This is a genomic window from Neohoeflea coraliihabitans (assembly GCF_019334345.1).
In the GTDB taxonomy this organism is placed as follows: domain Bacteria; phylum Pseudomonadota; class Alphaproteobacteria; order Rhizobiales; family Rhizobiaceae; genus Pseudohoeflea; species Pseudohoeflea coraliihabitans.
The window spans coordinates 1,004,840-1,022,735 of record NZ_JAHWQX010000002.1 but is presented as its reverse complement, the minus strand read 5'-3'; the positions used below and the strand labels follow the sequence as shown (position 1 = coordinate 1,022,735).

Genomic DNA, 17,896 nt, shown 5'->3' with positions numbered 1-17,896 from the left:
CCTTATTCTCGCGGCCAGTCCAGCCAGTCACGCATCAGCCGATGCGCGATGGCCCCGGGCGGCGGCGTCTCCGCCGCTTCGCCGAGCGACGTCGACAGCATCGCCGCCGTATCCGCCCTATCGAACCAGCGGCAATCTTCAAGTTCCGCCGTGTCGGCGACGATCTCCCGGCTCAGCGCCTCGGCGAAAACTCCGATCATCAGCGTGTGCGGCATCGGCCAGGGCTGGCTGGCGTGGTAGCGCACCTTGCCGACGCGGATGCCCGACTCCTCGAATGTCTCGCGCCGGACCGCGTCCTCGATGGTTTCTCCCGGCTCGACGAAGCCCGCCAGGCAGGAATACATCCCGGCGGCAAAATGCGGGCTGCGACCGAGCAGGCACTGCTCGGACGCCGTGTCGATGACCATCATGATGACCACCGGATCGGTGCGGGGAAATGCAAGGCCGCCGCATGCACCGCAACGCCGCCGGTAGCCCCCCGCCTCGGCAGTCATCGGTTCGGCGCACCGGCCGCAAAACCGCGTCGATCCCGCCCATGCCAGCAGGCTGCTGGCTTGCGCATAGGCGCCAAGCATCGGCTGATCGAGCAATTGCTGTTTGTAGACCGAACGCCCGTCGATCGCTTTGTAATTCTCCGGAAGCGCCTCAGGCGCAATATTCAGAGGCACGGCCACCCGCGCCGTGCCCTGCTCATCACGGCCAAGCAGGATCGCTTCACCGAGATCGGGTTCAAAGGCATCGATCTCGGCAAGCGACAATTCGCCGACCGGACGTTCCGCCTCAAGCCGCATCACTAGGCGGCCGCCGCTGATTGCGAAACAACGCGTCGCCTCCTCCGCGAGGGCATCCGGGAGATCGGTTTCGCTGCGATGTTCAGATTGCCGATCGAGCCTGTTGCCGGCGAAGGCGACAAGGCGGCTGGCCTCTCCATGCGGAGCGGCGGTGTCGAAAATGGAGGCAGGCATTGTCAGACAGAATCCCTTGCTGCGACTTGCGGTGCCGGCAGATGGCCCGATCGCGCCCGATTCGGCAAGCCGGGCTGCCGAACCGCGTTCATCATGTGCAATCCATCAATGCGAATAATGGTAGCGCCGCCTGCGCTCATAGCGCCTCAAGCAGACGCTGCACAAAGGCCTGTCGCGGCCCGGTCTCCCATGCCACTGCGCTGCCGTGACCCCAGATCGGCTTTGGCCAGTTCTCATCATCCACGTTGCGGGCCACCAGGTGCAGGTGAAACTGCGAAACGACATTTCCGATTGCAGCGATATTGACTTTTGCCGCACCGCTGGCCGCCTTCAGTGCTTCTGCCGCCATTGCGGTTTCGAAGGTCAGAAGCGTCTGGTCGAGCGGTGTCAGGTCAAACAGCTCGACGATCGCCGGACGTTGCGGCACCAGGAGAATCCACGGCCAGCGGCTGTCATTGACCAGCCGCAATTCACACAGACCAAGCCGACTGATTGCCTGACTGTCGGCCGCCAGTTGAGGGTCGAGCGAAAATTTGACCATGAATGATCCTCGTCTGTGTGTCGCCTCAGCCAATGCCCCCAGCCAATCCCCTAGCATTTTTTCCGGGCTTTGGCTTGCTTTTGCCACCTTGATTGACGATATGTGGGCCGGGAGGTTGGTGGTGGACGCGCCACTCGCCAACCGGGTCAGGTCCGGAAGGAAGCAGCCCTAACGAGCCAGGCACGGGTCACCGTGCCAGCCTCCCACCCTATACTTTTCGCCCTTGTCCGGGAGCGGATTCGAGACCACTGTCGAGATCGTCTTCCGGAATCGTATTCGCGTTCAAGAGGAATTGTGCGGCGCATGGATGATCAGGCCGGTCCGAACACGGCGGTACGGGCCGCCGGGGCCGATCCCGACGGCTACCGCGTTCTTGCTCGCAAGTATCGTCCCCGCGATTTCTCCGACCTCATCGGCCAGGCGCCGATGGTCCGCACCCTGACAAATGCTTTTGAGACCGGTCGCATCGCCCAGGCGTGGATGCTGACAGGCGTGCGTGGTGTCGGCAAGACGACAACCGCGCGCATTCTCGCCCGAGCCTTGAATTATCAATCGGAGACCGTCGATCAGCCGACGGTCGAATTGTCTGAGCTTGGCGTGCATTGCCAGGCCATCATGGACGGCCGGCACGTTGATGTCATTGAAATGGATGCCGCCTCCCATACGGGGATCGACGACATCCGCGACATCATCGAGCAGGTGCGCTACCGGCCCGTTGCGGCGCGCTATAAAGTCTACATCATCGATGAGGTTCACATGCTTTCGACGCAGGCCTTCAACGGTCTGCTGAAAACGCTCGAGGAACCGCCCTCCCACGTCAAGTTCATTTTCGCGACGACCGAGATCCGCAAGGTGCCGATCACCGTGCTGTCGCGCTGCCAGCGCTTCGATCTTCGCCGCATCGACACTGCCGTTCTGGCGGAGCATTTCAGCGCCATCGCACGCCAGGAAGCCGTCGAAGTTGACAGCGAGTCGCTTGCCATGATCGCCCGCGCCGCCGAGGGCTCGGTGCGCGACGGACTGTCGCTGCTTGACCAGGCGATCGCCCATGGCGGCGGCTCCGTTGACGCCGATACGGTGCGCACCATGCTCGGCCTCGCCGATCGCTCGCGCGTCGTCGATCTGTTCGATCGCCTGATGGCCGGTGACGTCGCCGCCACGCTGGCCCAGTACCGCGAGCAGTATGACGCCGGCGCCAGCCCGCTTGTCGTGCTCACCGACCTTGCGGATCTGACCCATCTGGTTACACGGTTGAAATTCGTCCCCGAAGCGTCGGATGCCTCGCTGACCGAAATCGAGCGCCAGCGCGGTGCGGAATTTGCAACGACATTGTCGACCTCGGTGCTATCGCGAACCTGGCAGATGCTCTTGAAGGGGATCAGCGAAACCGAGGCCGCAACGCGCCAGTCCGCCGCTGCGGAAATGACCCTGATACGCATTGCCCATGCCGCCGGATTGCCCTCTCCGGAAGAGGCGGCGAAACTGATTGCCGATGGCCGCGCCGGCGCCGCCGCAGACGCCCCGCCCGCTGCATCAGCTCCGCCCGCGCCGCAACCCGGCGTCTCTGCCCGTCGCGCCGTCGGGTCCGATCTGCACCACGCGCCACAGGAAATGTCACCGGCCACCGCCGCTGACAGCCTTCCCCGCGCCGCACCGCACATGCATCTGGCTCATTCCGCCGAGCCGGCTCAGGACACCTCACCCGCCCCCGGCGCCGCGCCACATGCCGAAACGGTGCCGATACGCTCGCTGGATGATCTGGTTGCTCTTGCCGAACAGCATCGGGACATCGCCATCAAGGTGCAGATCCGCACCATGGTGCGGCTGGTGCGGATCGAGCCGGGCCGCATCGAGATCAACCTGACGGAAGATGCCAGTCCGACGCTGCCCGGTGAGCTGATCAAGAAGCTGCGCGACTGGACCGGCGTCAAATGGACCGTGGCGCTGAGCCGTGAAGCCGGGGCACCAACACTGGCGGAAGGTGAGGCGGCGCGCCGCGATGCGCTGGTCAGCGACGCGCGTCAGGATGTTGACGTGGCTGCCATCCTCAGCCAGTTCCCGGGTGCGCGTATTACCGATGTGCGCATCTTTGACACAGAAGAAAACCTGTCCGCTGACCTCGTCAGCGAAACCGACGAAGGCGACATTCTGCCGGCGGCCGATGGCGAACCTGACGACATGCTGTAGCCTCAGCCGGCTGCACTCAACCAACACACATGAAACAAGGAGAGGCCGATGAAAGATCTCATGGGCATGATGGGCAAGCTGAAAGATGTCCAGTCGAAGATGCAGGGCCTGCAAGGCGAGATTGCCGAGCTGCGGGCCGAAGGCGTTGCCGGCGGCGGCCTTGTCCGCGTCGGACTGGCTGGCAAGGGAGACATGCAGTCGCTGTCGATCGATCCGTCGCTGTTCAAGGAAGACGAGGTCGAGATCCTCGAAGACCTGATCCTCGCGGCGCATAACGATGCCCGCACGCGTCTCGAAGAGGCGATCGCCGCAAAAACACAGGAAGTGACTGCCGGACTGCCGATCCCGCCCGGTATGAAACTGCCCTTTTAAGCGATGCACTGGAGGAGAGCCGCCGGGCAGGCGGGACGCCTGCAGCGGGCCGCTCCCGAAGGCCTGTCCGGCTGGTGCAGAACGATTCTGAGGCGTTGAAGGCGAAGCTATGGCCAAGAAAGTCACCGGACCCGAAATCGAGCGGCTGATCCAGCTTCTGGCGCGCGTGCCCGGTCTCGGTCCCCGCTCGGCACGACGGGCGGCTTTGCACCTGATCAAGAAGAAGGAGCAATTGCTGGCCCCGCTGGCCATCGCGATGAGCGAAGCCAATGACCGCGTGGTCATGTGCTCGACCTGCGGCAACGCCGACACCTCCGATCCCTGCACCATCTGCACCGATCCCAGCCGCGACCAGAATGTACTGATCGTCGTGGAAGATGTGTCCGATCTGTGGGCATTGGAGCGCGCCGCTGCGATGAATGCCGCCTACCATGTCCTGGGCGGGACGCTGTCGCCGCTCGATGGCATCGGTCCCGAGGATCTGACGATCGGCCCGCTGGTCGAACGGGTTGCCGGCGGCGCGATCAAGGAAATCATCATCGCCGTCAATGCCACGGTCGAAGGCCAGACCACTGCGCATTACATCACTGATCAGCTCGCCGGTTCAGATGTCACCATCACCCGTCTCGCGCATGGCGTTCCGGTTGGCGGGGAACTGGACTATCTCGATGAAGGCACTCTGGCAGCGGCCCTGCGCTCGCGGACATCCTTTTGAGCCGGTGCGCGTTTCGAAAGGCGCGCTTCACGCGCCGCAACAGCCTGCAGCAATTCGGCACTGGCCTTTCTTAACTTTCCTTTGCTAAGCACAACCGGCCGGGATACCGCACCGGCTCCGAAAGGCCCGGCCGGCGGGCACGTTGCTAAAAAGGCTTGTCATGGTCCAGTACATCGATCTCAAATCGCAATATGCCCGGCTCAAGGACCGTATCGATGGCAACATCGCCGCCGTTCTCGACAGCGGCCAATATGTGCTTGGCCAGGCGGTCAAGGATTTCGAGACTGAGATTGGCGAATATCTCAATGTCCGTCACGCCATCGGGGTCTCGAACGGCACCGACGCCATTATCATGGCATTGCTTGGTCTCGAACTGACACCGAAGGATGCCGTCTTCGTCCCATCCTTTACCTATGTCGCCACCGCCGAAGCAATTCTGATGGGCAATGCCACGCCGGTGTTTGTCGATGTCGACGAGAAAACCTTCAACATTGATCTCGCGGATCTGGAAGCACGCATCGAAGCGGTGAAAAAAGCTGGAAAACTGACGCCGCGCGCCGTCATCGCGGTCGATCTCTTCGGCCAGCCGGCCGATTACACGGCGCTCGGCGAACTGGCCGCCGCACACGACCTTTTCGTGATTGCCGATGCGGCGCAGTCGATCGGCGGCAAATCCGGCAACCGGATGATCGGAAGTCTCGCCGACTGCACGACCACCAGCTTCTACCCCACCAAGCCACTGGGCTGTTACGGGGATGGCGGCATGATCTTCACCGACAATGACAGATTGGCCGAGATATACCGCTCGATCCGCGCCCATGGCGAAGGTGAGCACCGCTATGATGTTGTCCGCCTCGGCATGAACGCCCGTCTCGATTCCATTCAGGCCGCTGTGCTCTCGGCGAAGCTGCAGATTTTCGAAGATGAGCTCGATGCCCGTGAGCGGGTGGCAAGAATCTATGACGCGCATTTGAAAGACGTCGTCACAATCCCCGCGCGGGTGCCCGATTCCCGTTCCGCCTGGGCGCAATACACCGTCCAGGCCGACGACCGCGACGCGTTGCGCGCGCATCTCGCTGAAGACAATCTTGTCAGCATGGTCTTTTATGCCAAGCCGATGCACCTTCAGAAGGCTTACGAAGCGCATGGCGAGGGCGTCGGTTCGGTGCCGGTCAGCGAACGCCTCGCCGATCGTGTGCTGAGCCTGCCGATGAACCCTTATCTCTCCGAGGAGGATGTGCACCGTGTCTGTGAGCGCATTCTCGATTTCTACAAATAGCAGGCCATGAGACGCCGTTCGGTCGCGAACGGGCTGCTTCGCGCCGCCTGTCGCTTGCGCTAGACTCGCCGGATGATTCGCTATCTGGTCCGCATCATCCGCGCTTGTCTGCCGGCCCTCACCGCCCTGTGCCTTGCTGCGTGGATCCCACACGCCGCGAGCGCGCAAAGCCGCGCCGCCGTCGAAAGGCAATACCAGCAATGGCTCGAACGTGATCTGTGGCCAGAGGCTCGCCAGGCGGGCGTCTCGCGGCGCACTTTCGACCGAGCGCTCGCATCGGTCGACCTCAACTGGAAGCTGCCCGACCTCGCCCCGCCCGGCTTTCCGGCGCCGAAGAAGCGCGCCCAAAGCCAGGCTGAATTTCGCAGCCCCGGAGCCTATTTCGCCGAGAAACGCATGCGGTCACTGGCGTCCACCGGCGCCGCGCTGGCCCGCCGCCATGCCGCCACGCTCGCAGCGATTGAGCGCAAATGGGGCGTTCCTGCCGGCATCATTGTCGCCATATGGGGACGCGAATCCGGCTACGGATCCGCAAGTATCCCGCACTCCGCCTTCGAAGTTCTGGCCACCAAAGCATTCATGTCGACGCGCCCGGAACTGTTTCGCAAGGAGCTGCTTGCCGCCCTCCGGATCGTTGAGAAGGGTCACGTCACGCCGGCGCAAATGAAATCATCCTGGGCCGGCGCGATGGGCCAGCCGCAATTTCTGCCCTCAAGCTATCTCGAGCATGCCGTTGACTTTGATGGAGACGGCCGCGCCGACATCTGGAATTCGGTTCCGGACACGCTTGCCTCCATCGCCAATTACCTGGCCCGAAAAGGCTGGGTGCGCGGCCGCGATTGGGGGTTCGAAGTGGTTATCCCCGAGCGCATGTCCTGCGCATTCGAGGGAATGGATCGCTCCCGAACGATCGCACAATGGACCGAGGCAGGCATCATCCGGATTTCAGGCCGGCCGTTTCCCGCTCATGAGCGGCAAGCGTCTGGCATGATGCTGGTGCCGGCGGGCATCTATGGGCCGCAATTCATCGTCACACCGAATTTCTACGTCATAAAGGAATACAACAATTCCGACCTCTACGCCCTGTTCATAGGCAATCTCGCCGACCGTATCTCCTATGGCTCCGGCGGCTTTGTAACCTCATGGCAGAACCTCGGAGCGATGCTGCGATCTGACATCGCAACCTTGCAGCGATCCCTCGAGAAAGCCGGCTATGATGTGGGCGGCGCCGATGGTCTTCCAGGCTACAAGACCAGGCGTTCGATCGGCGAGTGGCAGGAAAAGAATGGCAAGCGTCAGACCTGTTTCCCCACAGCGCAAATGCTGCGCTGAAAGGCGCGCTTTGCACCCGGCCCCGCTCGCCGCGCTCATGCCGGCTTATTTGCACTGATGCGACAGGGAACCGGGAAGCGGGGGTATCGTTAAGTCAGGATACCCCCAGCGAGGAGCTCGAAATGGCCAATCCTTCCAATGAACCCCGTTTGACACCTGAAAGCCAGCTCGCTGACAGCGAGAATGGCGGCACCCTCCAGGCATTGCAGAACCAGATTGCGCAACTGCGCGATGAGATCGGCGAGATCAATCGGGCCATGGCCAATCGCGCCGCTTCCGCTGGCACCGCGCTCAAGACGCAGGCTCAAGGCGTTTCCGGCGCTGTGCGCGACAATCCCGGCACGGTGTCCTCGGCCTTTATTCTCGGCGGCATGGTCGGACTTGTGGCCGGGCTGATCCTCGGACAGAACGGCCGCGGCATCACCTGGCTTCACCGCCGCTAGGCGGGTCGTTCCAGGCGAAATTTCTACGGAAGGTTGGTGGTGGAGCCAAGCGGGATCGAACCGCTGACCTCCTGCATGCCATGCAGGCGCTCTCCCAGCTGAGCTATGGCCCCAAGCCAAATGGATCGAAACGATCCTCCGGGATTGCCGGTCGGTGCATCGCTGATGTCCGGACCGACGGTGCGGCTTATTACGTCCGCATGATCACAAGATCAAGACCAAATGCGGCGCCGACGTAACTTTCTGCACCGCATGACAGCAACCCTAGCTGTCGTCGTCGTCGTCATTCACATTGATGATGTCGCTGACGTCGTCGTCATCATCATCGTCATCTGCGAGGAACGTGTCATCCTCGTCATCATCCTCGATTTCAACGCCATCGTCGTCATCCAAATCGGGAATGTCGGCGTCCTTGCTGCCGGTTTTCGTGGTTTCGTCATCGGCTTCTTCGAGAGAAACAACTTCGACCACTTCGGCCTCGTTCTCATCGTCCACTTCCGCGACGGCCGGTTCTTCTTTTTCGGGCACCTTGCTGACAGCGGTGTCCTCGAAATAAGAGAGAGGATATTCCTTGCCTGTATAGGGCGAGACGATCGGATCCTTGTTCAGATCATAGAACTTCCGACCCGTTTCCGGGCAGACGCGCTTGCTTCCGAGTTCCGGTTTAGCCACTTGAGAAAACCCTCTTGCCATTATGGAAAGCCGGATGTCTTGCAAGCCTGCTTTCCGCGTTCGGAGGTCCCCATAATCATCTTGGCAAGCTCTGTCAAAGCCTATCTAGATTGTGCGCCGCGACACATTTAAATCATGCCAGAGAATGGATGACGGCTCATGGTGCCTGTGCTAGGCAGGCCGCGCAACCTGATCCATCGGCCCGCGCTTGCTATTGCTGCCTTCCGTGCACATGCCGCCCGCAGGCGGGGCCATCACATGACCTGGTTTCGAGTGGAACGATGACCGCACACGCACAAACTCTTCGTCCGGCCCGCGCGCGCCGCTCCACGGCTCTTTCCGGCGACATTCGCATTGCTGGCGACAAATCGATTTCGCATCGCGCCTTCATGTTCGGCGGCCTGGCGCGCGGCGAGACACGCATTACCGGCCTTCTCGAAGGCGAAGATGTACTCAACACCGGCAAGGCAATGGCGGCAATGGGCGCCACGCTGCGCAAGGAAGACGATTGCTGGGTGATCAACGGCACCGGCAATGGCTGCCTGCTGGCGCCGGATGGTCCTTTGGATTTCGGCAATGCAGGCACCGGTTGCCGCCTGACGATGGGGCTCGTCGGTGTCTATGACTTTGACACCACCTTTGTGGGCGATGCTTCGCTGTCGCGCCGTCCGATGGGCCGGGTGATCGATCCCTTGCGGTTGATGGGTGTTCAGGTCACCGCACAACCGGGCGACCGTCTGCCGGTGACCCTGCGTGGTCCCCGCGTTGCCGCGCCGATCGCCTACCGCGTTCCGATGCCGTCGGCTCAGGTCAAATCGGCGGTTCTGCTGGCTGGTCTCAACACGCCCGGCATCACCAGCGTCATTGAGCCGGTGATGACGCGCGACCATACGGAAAAAATGCTGCAGGGCTTCGGCGCCGCCCTCGATGTTGAAACCGGGCCGGATGGCGTTCGCACCATACGGCTTGAGGGGCAGGGCGCGTTGACCGGTCAACATATTGATGTGCCGGGAGACCCCTCCTCGACAGCGTTTCCGCTGGTCGCGGCCCTGCTCGCCGATGGTTCCGATGTTCTGATTCGCAATGTGCTGATGAATCCGACCCGCACCGGGCTGATCCAGACATTGCGCGAGATGGGCGGCTCGATCGAAGTTCTTGATCCGCGTCTTGCCGGCGGGGAAGATGTCGCTGATCTGCGCGTTCGCGGCTCGCGCCTGAAGGGGATCACTGTGCCTCCCGATCGTGCCCCTTCGATGATCGATGAATATCCCGTGCTCGCCGTTGCCTCCGCCTTTGCCGAGGGCGAAACCGTCATGCGCGGCCTCGACGAACTGCGCGTCAAGGAGAGTGACCGCCTCGCCGCGGTCGCCCGTGGCCTCGAACTCAACGGTGTCGATTGCACGGAAGGCGAGGATTGGCTCAGTGTTCGCGGGCGACCGGACGGCAAGGGATTGGGAAATGCGAAAGGCGAAGCCGTCGCTACCCATCTTGACCATCGCATCGCCATGAGTTTTCTCATTATGGGGTTGGCCAGCCAACATCCGGTGACGGTCGATGATTGCGCCATCATCGCCACCAGCTTCCCGGAATTCATGCAGTTGATGGGCGAACTCGGCGCGGCGATTGAAGAGGTGTGATCATGCAACGCGCGATCGATTTTTATTATGATCTGATCTCGCCCTTCGCGCATGTCGCCCTGGCCCGGCTGAAGCAATTTCCGGAAGCCTATGAGATACGGCCGGTACCGGTCCTGCTCGGCGCCATACTCGGTCACTGGGGCCAGAAGGGACCGGCAGAGATTTCCGCCAAGCGGCTGCATACCTATCGCCTCGCCTGCTTTCTTGCTGAACAAGCAGGCCTCGCCATGCGGTTCCCGCCACGCCATCCCTTCAATCCTCTCGGTGCATTGCGGCTTCTCGCCGGCGCCAACGACGGAGCCGGCGCCGACCTGGCCACCGTGCGCAAGGCATTTGAGTTCATCTTCGAACATGGCCGGGCTCCCGACGAAGCGTCCGAGCTGGCGGCGTTTGCTGAATGGATCGATGTTCCTGTCGCTCTTGCCAGTGACGAGGCGGCCAAGGCAAGGCTGCGTGCCAACACGGAACAGGCAATCTCTGCAGGTGTCTTCGGCGTTCCGGCATTCGTCCCCGCCGGCGATCATGCGCCGGTATTCTGGGGCGTCGATTCCATGCCCATGTTGCAAGCCTGGCTGGAGGATGATGATCTGTTTGCCCGCCCGCCCTATGCGGCGCTTGAGCAGGTCCGGATCGGTATTGAACGCAAGGTGTGAACAGCGCGAAGACAGGGAGGGGGAGTCGGGCAGTGACCGAGGCACCAGCGGACCGCGATAAGGCAAACCGGATCATCGCCATTGATGGGCCGGCGGCATCCGGCAAGGGCACGCTGGCACGGCGTCTGGCCGCTCATTACGGATTCCATCATCTCGACACCGGTTTGACCTATCGCGGCGTCGCGCATGCCTTGCGGCTGGCGGGCCAGCCGCTTGATCGCGAAGATGTTGCTGCCGCGACCGCCTTGGTCCTTGATCTTGCCGCCCTCGATCGCGCCATACTCGCGGACCACTCTATCGGCGAGGCTGCTTCACGGGTCGCCGTCATGCCGGCGGTGCGCCGTGCTCTGGTCGAGGCGCAACGGCGGTTTTCCGCCAGATCACCGGGCGCCGTCCTCGATGGCCGCGATATCGGCACAGTCGTCTGTCCGGATGCGCCGGTAAAGTTGTTCGTCACCGCTTCGCCGGAGACGCGCGCCCTCCGCCGCACCGCCGAGATCCGCGATGCCGGCACGCCCGCCCTGTATGACGAAATTCTCGCCGATATCCGCGCGCGCGATGCCCGCGATATGGGCCGCAGCGACTCGCCCCTGCGGCCCGCTGCCGATGCCCACTTGATCGATACCACCGAAATGTCTATAGAAGCGGCGTTCAAGGCAGCGCGCGCCATCGCAGACGCCGCCCTGGGCAGTGCTTGAGGGGATCGCCTGTCGATCGCCTCGAACCATAGCCAGCGACACCGTCACGAGCGCCATTACCGCCCCACGCCCCGACAACCGGGACCGGGCAGGCGGCGTCGCAGGTCCCGATCAACACCAACCCGGCGCTCTCAGCCGCTGCACAGCGGCTTCCAGGAGATTTCATGTCACAAGCTGTTTCCGAGAAGGAGGATTTCGCCTCCCTCTTTGCCGAATCCATCGCCGATCAGGATCTGGCCGAAGGTTATGTTGCCAAGGGCATCATCACCGCCATCGAGAAGGACGTCGCTGTTGTCGACGTCGGCCTCAAGGTTGAAGGCCGCGTCCCGCTGAAGGAATTCGGCGCCAAGTCGAAGGACGGCACACTGGTGCCTGGCGACGAGGTCGAAGTCTATGTCGAACGCATCGAGAATGCGCTCGGTGAAGCGGTTCTGTCGCGCGAGAAGGCGCGGCGCGAGGAAAGCTGGATTCGTCTCGAAGCGAAGTTCAACGACAACGAACGCGTCGAAGGCGTCATTTTCAACCAGGTCAAGGGTGGCTTCACCGTTGATCTCGACGGCGCTGTTGCCTTCCTGCCGCGCAGCCAGGTCGACATCCGGCCGATCCGCGATGTCAGCCCGTTGATGAACATCCCGCAGCCATTCGAAATCCTCAAGATGGACAAGCGCCGCGGCAATATCGTCGTTTCGCGCCGCACCGTGCTTGAGGAGAGTCGGGCGGAACAGCGTTCGGAGATCGTCCAGAACCTCGAAGAGGGTCAGGTCGTCGAAGGCGTCGTCAAGAACATCACCGATTATGGTGCCTTCGTCGATCTCGGCGGCATCGATGGCCTGCTGCATGTCACCGACATGGCCTGGCGCCGCGTCAACCACCCGACGGAAATCCTGTCGATCGGTCAGACGGTCAAGATCCAGATCATCCGGATCAATCAGGAAACCCACCGCATCTCGCTCGGCATGAAGCAGCTGGAAAGCGATCCGTGGGATGGCATCGGCGTCAAGTATCCGTCGGGCAAGCGCATCACCGGCACCGTGACCAACATCACCGACTATGGTGCATTTGTTGAGCTGGAGCCGGGCATCGAAGGCCTGATCCACGTCTCCGAGATGTCCTGGACGAAGAAGAACGTTCATCCCGGCAAGATCCTTTCGACGACCCAGGAAGTCGATGTCGTCGTTCTCGAGGTCGATCCGAACAAGCGCCGCATTTCGCTCGGTCTCAAGCAGACGCTCGAAAATCCGTGGGAGGTTTTCGCGCAAAGCCATCCGACCGGTACCGAGGTCGAGGGCGAGGTCAAGAACAAGACCGAGTTCGGTCTGTTCATCGGACTGGAAGGCGATGTCGACGGCATGGTCCACCTTTCCGATCTCGACTGGAACCGTCCGGGCGAGCAGGTCATCGAGGAGTTCAACAAGGGCGACATGGTCAAGGCCGTCGTTCTTGACGTCGACACCGACAAGGAACGCATCTCGCTTGGCATCAAGCAGCTCGGCAAGGATGCACTTGGCGACGCCGCAGCCTCCGGCGAACTGCGCAAGGGCGCCATCGTCTCTGCCAAGGTCACCGGCATCACCGATGGCGGCGTCGAGGTGGCGCTCGTCGATCACGAGGACGTCTCGGCCTTCATCCGCCGTTCCGACCTGTCGCGTGATCGTGACGAGCAGCGCCCCGAGCGTTTCTCGGTCGGTCAGACGGTCGACGCGCGTGTCACCAACTTCTCCAAGCGCGACCGCAAGGTCTCGCTCTCCATCAAGGCGCTGGAAATCGCCGAGGAGAAGGAAGCGGTTGCCCAGTTTGGTTCATCCGATTCCGGCGCATCGCTTGGCGACATTCTCGGCGCTGCCCTGAAGAAGCAGAACGACGACGAATAAGCGTCAGCGACGTTTTGCATCACCAACCCGCCGGAGCGATCCGGCGGGTTTTTTATTGCCCCTGTCGGCGACCGACGCGCGCTGTAGGAAGCGCGCCGCAAGAAGTGGCATCAACGGCATGCGAGTTTGGGGGGCGTAGGCCTGACCGGGCTCCTCGGGCGGCCGGGCTGGAGGAACAGACCGCTCGAGGACCAGGAATGGGCAGACAATCTCGTCTTGGGGAAACGAGAGGTGCTGTCCGCAGATCGGGAACAACATTGCAGCGGAACGAAAATTCCGCCCTGGACCGAAACCGGAAAAAGGCCCAGTTAGCCACACCGATCATGTCCGGTTGTCATGCGGACAGGCAGGGTGGAAAGTCGCGAAAAGGCAAAGGGTTCCGGCCCCTTCATCGCTGCGAGCTTTTTGTGCGAGCACCCGGGGGCACCGGCCGGATCACCAGCGTCACCAGAACGAAGCTGACATAGATCAGCAGATACCAGGATCCGAATTTGCCCAGCGACACCGGCTGCCATCCGCTCTCGGAGGGGTAGATCCAGGTGCCGGTCACGGTGCCGATATTCTCTGCCAGCCACAGGAAAATGGCCGTCAGCAGCGCCGCGATCACCAGGGGCATGCGCAATGTCAGCCGGTCCGGTGTGAAATAGATCGAGACCCGCGCATACACAATGACAGTCGCGGCCATCAGCACGTAGCGCAGATCCGGGAGGAAGTGATGGCTGAAGAAATTCAGATAGATCGCGGCGGCAAGCACCAGGGTCAGCCACACCGGAGGATAGTGCGTGAACCGCATGTCGAAAATGCGCATTGTGCGGGCGATGAAACTGCCGACCGAGCCGTACATGAAGCCGGAAAACAGCGGCACGCCAAGGATGGCAAACACTGCCGGTTCGGGATAGCTCCACGAGCCCATGCGCACCTTGAAGATCTCCATCACCGTGCCACTGACATGGTAAAGGACAATCACCTTGAGCTCATCAAGGCTCTCGAGCTTGAAGGCAAGAAAGGCAATCTGCACGACAATGGCGGCGACAAACAGCGCGTCATAGCGGCTGACCGGCCAGTCATCTGCCCAGACAAGGTGGGTCAGGATCAGCAGCGCCAGCATGATGGCCGCAAACAGACAGGCCCAGGCCTGCTTCAGGCCAAACATCAGAAACTCCGCAAGCGCCGGCGGCAGCCGGGCGATCAGCGTCCTGATGCGCTGCCGCAACGGCTCCAGCCACGGGCCGGTGGCGTGCGGGAACGAGCCCATGGCCTTGCCGATCCTAACTGTGCGCGAAAATGTCGGTGTCGTCCCAGCCCATCAGATCAAGCTTGGCCCGTGTCGGCAGAAAATCGAAACAGGCTGCTGCAATCTCGCTCCGGCCCTCGCGCGCAAGTCGCTCGCTGAGTTTGTCCACCAGCGCATGCAGGTGCAGCACGTCCGATGCGGCATAATCCAGTTGCGCCTGGCTGAGAGTGTCGGCCGCCCAGTCCGAAGACTGCTGGTGCTTCGACAGATCAATGTCCAGAAGCTCCCGGGTGACATCCTTCAACCCGTGCCGGTCGGTATAGGTGCGGGTCAGTTTCGAGGCGATCTTGGTGCAGAACACCGGCGCACAGGTCACGCCGAAACTGTGAAACAACACAGCAATGTCAAAACGGCCGAAATGAAACAGCTTGCGCCGCGCCGGATCGGCGAGCAGGGCGGTAAGATGCGGTGCTTGGCGCTGACCGGCGGCGATCTGAATCACGTCGGCCGTGCCGTCTCCGGGTGAGAGCTGCACCACGCAGAGGCGGTCGCGGCGTGGGATCAGCCCCAGCGTTTCCGTATCAATCGCGATATCGCCGGTATAGCGGGCCGCGTCCGCGGCGCTGATGTCACCCTTGTGCAGTCTGATTTCAGTCATCGAGTTATTCCCTGTTGAGCTTCCGGCCCTGTTGAGCCTCCGGCTATAGAGCAATTCGCCGAACCGGCAAATGCGCAGGCGATCGTCGGCCCCCGGCATGAGAAAACGGCCGGGTCACAGGACCCGGCCGCTTGGCATGATGATTACCTGATCGGCTCGGTCTGCCTTAGTAGGGGCAGGACTCGTCCGACATGTAATTGTGCACTTCGATATCGCCGGCGATGATCGCTTCCCGCGCTTCTTCCGCCGCAGCTTTCATTTCGTCGGTCACCAGATCCTTGTTGTGCTCGTCCATGGCGTAGCCGACACCGTCTTCCGCGAGACCGAGCACGCTGGCGCCGTAGTCGAACTCGCCATTCTTGGCATCCATGAAGGCATCATAGACGGCCACATCGACCCGCTTGATCATCGAGGTGAGGACCGAGCCCGGCTGCTCGCCGTTCTGGTTGGAATCGACCCCGATGCCCAGCTTGCCCGCGTCGGCGGCAGCCTGCAGCACGCCCAATCCTGTGCCACCGGCGGCGGCGTAGATCACATCCGAGCCCTGGTCCATCTGCGACTTGGCAATTTCACCGCCCTTGACCGGGTCGTTCCAGGCATCCGGCGTCGTGCCGGTCATCGCCTCGAGCACCTTGGCATCGGGATTGGTCGCCAACACGCCGCCCTTGTACCCACAGGAGAACTTGCGGATCAGCGAGATGTCCATGCCGCCGACAAAGCTGACGGTGCCGGTCTCGGACGCCTTCGCCGCCAGCACGCCAACCAGATAGGAGCCTTCCTGTTCCTTGAATTCGACGGAGCGAACATTGGGCAGATCGACCGATGAATCGATGATCGCGAAATCAAGATCGGGATACTCAGCGGCCACTTTTTCCAACGCCGAGGCCCAGGAGAAGCCGGCCATGACGATCGGGTTGTTGCCATCCCGGGCGAAGCGGCGCAGGGCCTGTTCGCGCTGCGAATCATTGGCGATCTCGAACTCGCGATACTCGATGCCCGTTTCTTCCTTGAATTTCTCGGCTCCGTTATAGGCGGCCTCGTTGAACGATTTGTCGAACTTGCCGCCCAGATCGTAGATCAGCGCCGGTTTGATATCCTCGGCGGACGCCGGGACAATAGCCATTGCCGACGTGGCGGCCATGGCGGAAATCGTCAGAAGACTGAGGAGTGTGCGTTTCATAGGATGCGACCCTGTGGTTATTGGGAGATGGGCGCGGTTCATTGCCGCGCAATCTCACGCTGTGTTTTCACATAGCTCTTTGTTCCCCGTCGCGCTCCCGCCTGGCAGACGATATCGGCGCATACCGATCATCTCGCAGGCAGGGGTGCCGGTCGCCGCATCCTTGCACGGCTTTGCTCAGATTCCAACGTTGATTTCACGGGTGTGCGCGGCCTTGCCACCTGCCATCGCGAACCGCGGCATCCTCACCCGGCAGCTTCCCTAGAGGAAGGAATCGGGCAGGCGATGCCGGTGCCGCGCAGCCCGCAATAGCCCTGCGGATTCTTCGCCAGATACTGCTGATGCTCTTCTTCGGCATAAAAGAACGCGGGCGCCGGCTGGATCTCGGTCGTCACCCGGCCCCCATGGCCGGCATCGTCAAGAGCCTTCTGGTAAGCCTCGGCTGCGTCGCGTGCTGCCTGCAGCTGCGCTTCGCTGGTCGTGTATAGGGCCGAGCGATAGGTGGTGCCGACATCATTGCCCTGGCGCATGCCCTGGGTCGGATCGTGCGCCTCGAAAAAGAGCGCCAGCAATCTCTCATAACCGACGACCGCCGGATCGAAGACGACGCGGACGATTTCAGCATGCCCGGTCAAACCGGTCACCGTTTCGCGATAGGTTGGATTGGGCGTCAGGCCGCCGGCATATCCGACTGCCGTCGAGATCACCCCGGGCGTTTCCCAGAAAAGGCGCTCGGCACCCCAAAAGCATCCCATGCCGAAAAAGGCTTCTTCGTGCCCCGCGGTCACGTCCGCTTTCAAGGCTGCGCCAGTGACAAAATTCCGTTCGGCTGTGGCAATCGCTTCCGCCCGGCCCGGCAGCGCTTCGCTGGCTTCCGGCATGCGTGTTTTCTTGTTCATTGCTGCACTTGCAAACATCATTCATCCTTTCGGGCCACTCATCGGATTCGGGCCGCGAAATGGCCCCTTCATTCAGGCTGCGAACCGGCCGGCGGCTTTCCGGCGACGATAGCCCAGCAGATAAAACAGCAAGGACAGCGCCAGGAACACCGCCGCTGCCGGCTGCGTCAGCAGCCATTGCGCGCCCGGGTCCCAGACCAGCGGATGCACGTAGCGCTGCACCACCGCCTGCAGTTGATTTAGGGTGCCGGGACTGAATTCAAACCAGGCCTGTCCCAGTATCGTCGGGTCGAACATCCCGCTGCTGACCGACTGTATGGCATCGACGACGCCGGTGATCACCGCGATGACCAGAAAGAACAAACTGATGAGCCTGAGAACGAAACGCACCCGGATCTCCCCCGCATATTTCGATGCTGCTCGACTAGAAATAGGGGTGGCGGCGCGCCAGTGCAACGCCGCCCGCCGACAGGACCGCAAAAGCCTTGAAAAGCACGCGAATTAGCGGTTGCCATTGCAAGTGTTCCGACTATAGTGCCGCGCGTTCCGGACCATTGCGC

18 protein-coding genes, 1 tRNA gene and 1 other RNA gene are annotated in these 17,896 nt (G+C 61.9%); 11 read left to right on the top strand and 9 right to left on the bottom strand.

All coding sequences use genetic code 11. From position 1 onward, the window contains the following. Positions 1-2 precede the first annotated feature (2 nt). A complete protein-coding gene (gene nudC, locus KY465_RS10790; RefSeq protein WP_219201640.1) occupies positions 3-965 on the bottom strand; it encodes an NAD(+) diphosphatase in 963 nt (320 codons plus the stop codon). Between the two features lie 136 nt (positions 966-1,101). Next, entirely contained in the window at positions 1,102-1,506 is a 405-nt protein-coding gene (locus KY465_RS10785) for an HIT domain-containing protein (protein WP_219201639.1), read from the bottom strand. A 110-nt stretch (positions 1,507-1,616) separates the two neighbouring features. Here KY465_RS10785 and ffs point away from each other — a divergent pair. The 7 genes from ffs to KY465_RS10750 all read left to right on the top strand — a co-directional run bounded on the left by ffs (position 1,617) and on the right by KY465_RS10750 (position 7,834). Continuing rightward, positions 1,617-1,713, top strand: an RNA gene (gene ffs / locus KY465_RS10780) — signal recognition particle sRNA small type. A 96-nt stretch (positions 1,714-1,809) separates the two neighbouring features. Beyond that, complete coding sequence (locus KY465_RS10775; protein ID WP_219201638.1) at positions 1,810-3,693, top strand: DNA polymerase III subunit gamma/tau; 1,884 nt, start codon at positions 1,810-1,812, stop codon at positions 3,691-3,693. Between the two features lie 48 nt (positions 3,694-3,741). Then, positions 3,742-4,065, top strand: coding sequence for a YbaB/EbfC family nucleoid-associated protein (locus tag KY465_RS10770; protein WP_219201637.1), 324 nt, complete (start codon positions 3,742-3,744; stop codon positions 4,063-4,065). Positions 4,066-4,174: 109 nt separating this feature from the next. Next, entirely contained in the window at positions 4,175-4,780 is a 606-nt protein-coding gene (gene recR / locus KY465_RS10765) for a recombination mediator RecR (protein ID WP_219201636.1), read from the top strand. A gap of 160 nt (positions 4,781-4,940) precedes the next feature. Beyond that, positions 4,941-6,059, top strand: coding sequence for a DegT/DnrJ/EryC1/StrS family aminotransferase (locus KY465_RS10760; RefSeq protein ID WP_219201635.1), 1,119 nt, complete (start codon positions 4,941-4,943; stop codon positions 6,057-6,059). Between the two features lie 72 nt (positions 6,060-6,131). After that, positions 6,132-7,391 carry a lytic murein transglycosylase gene (locus KY465_RS10755; RefSeq protein ID WP_219201634.1) on the top strand — a complete coding sequence of 420 codons (1,260 nt, stop codon included), beginning with the start codon at positions 6,132-6,134 and terminating at the stop codon, positions 7,389-7,391. A 122-nt stretch (positions 7,392-7,513) separates the two neighbouring features. Next, a complete protein-coding gene (locus KY465_RS10750) occupies positions 7,514-7,834 on the top strand; it encodes a hypothetical protein (RefSeq protein WP_219201633.1) in 321 nt (106 codons plus the stop codon). 37 nt (positions 7,835-7,871) lie between these two features. Here the strand turns inward: KY465_RS10750 and KY465_RS10745 are convergent. Beyond that, positions 7,872-7,947: transfer RNA gene (locus KY465_RS10745), tRNA-Ala, on the bottom strand. Between the two features lie 151 nt (positions 7,948-8,098). Then, the gene (locus KY465_RS10740; protein ID WP_219201781.1) at positions 8,099-8,506 is read right to left on the bottom strand and encodes a TIGR02300 family protein; all 408 of its coding nucleotides are present in this window, start codon (positions 8,504-8,506) and stop codon (positions 8,099-8,101) included. Between the two features lie 281 nt (positions 8,507-8,787). Here KY465_RS10740 and aroA point away from each other — a divergent pair, with 281 nt between their 5' ends. From aroA to rpsA, 4 genes are all read left to right on the top strand, one after another. Next, on the top strand, positions 8,788-10,143 hold the full coding sequence (gene aroA, locus KY465_RS10735) for a 3-phosphoshikimate 1-carboxyvinyltransferase (protein WP_219201632.1): 1,356 nt from the start codon (positions 8,788-8,790) through the stop codon (positions 10,141-10,143). Between the two features lie 2 nt (positions 10,144-10,145). After that, on the top strand, positions 10,146-10,796 hold the full coding sequence (locus KY465_RS10730; RefSeq protein WP_219201631.1) for a 2-hydroxychromene-2-carboxylate isomerase: 651 nt from the start codon (positions 10,146-10,148) through the stop codon (positions 10,794-10,796). Positions 10,797-10,828: 32 nt separating this feature from the next. Continuing rightward, positions 10,829-11,494, top strand: a complete 666-nt coding sequence (gene cmk, locus KY465_RS10725; RefSeq protein WP_346432623.1) for a (d)CMP kinase — start codon at positions 10,829-10,831, stop codon at positions 11,492-11,494. 164 nt (positions 11,495-11,658) lie between these two features. Beyond that, positions 11,659-13,365, top strand: coding sequence for a 30S ribosomal protein S1 (rpsA, locus tag KY465_RS10720; RefSeq protein ID WP_219201630.1), 1,707 nt, complete (start codon positions 11,659-11,661; stop codon positions 13,363-13,365). Between the two features lie 388 nt (positions 13,366-13,753). On the opposite strand, the gene KY465_RS10715 is transcribed toward rpsA, so the two are convergent. The 5 genes from KY465_RS10715 to KY465_RS10695 all read right to left on the bottom strand — a co-directional run bounded on the left by KY465_RS10715 (position 13,754) and on the right by KY465_RS10695 (position 17,726). Continuing rightward, on the bottom strand, positions 13,754-14,620 hold the full coding sequence (locus KY465_RS10715; protein WP_219201629.1) for a DUF817 domain-containing protein: 867 nt from the start codon (positions 14,618-14,620) through the stop codon (positions 13,754-13,756). A gap of 13 nt (positions 14,621-14,633) precedes the next feature. After that, entirely contained in the window at positions 14,634-15,257 is a 624-nt protein-coding gene (locus KY465_RS10710; RefSeq protein ID WP_219201628.1) for a ribonuclease D, read from the bottom strand. 166 nt (positions 15,258-15,423) lie between these two features. After that, entirely contained in the window at positions 15,424-16,437 is a 1,014-nt protein-coding gene (locus KY465_RS10705; protein ID WP_219201627.1) for a BMP family lipoprotein, read from the bottom strand. A 245-nt stretch (positions 16,438-16,682) separates the two neighbouring features. After that, positions 16,683-17,354: a peptide-methionine (S)-S-oxide reductase MsrA gene (gene msrA, locus KY465_RS10700; protein ID WP_219201626.1), complete on the bottom strand. Its 672-nt coding sequence runs from the start codon at positions 17,352-17,354 to the stop codon at positions 16,683-16,685. Positions 17,355-17,408: 54 nt separating this feature from the next. Next, on the bottom strand, positions 17,409-17,726 hold the full coding sequence (locus tag KY465_RS10695) for a hypothetical protein (protein WP_219201625.1): 318 nt from the start codon (positions 17,724-17,726) through the stop codon (positions 17,409-17,411). Positions 17,727-17,896 lie beyond the last annotated feature (170 nt).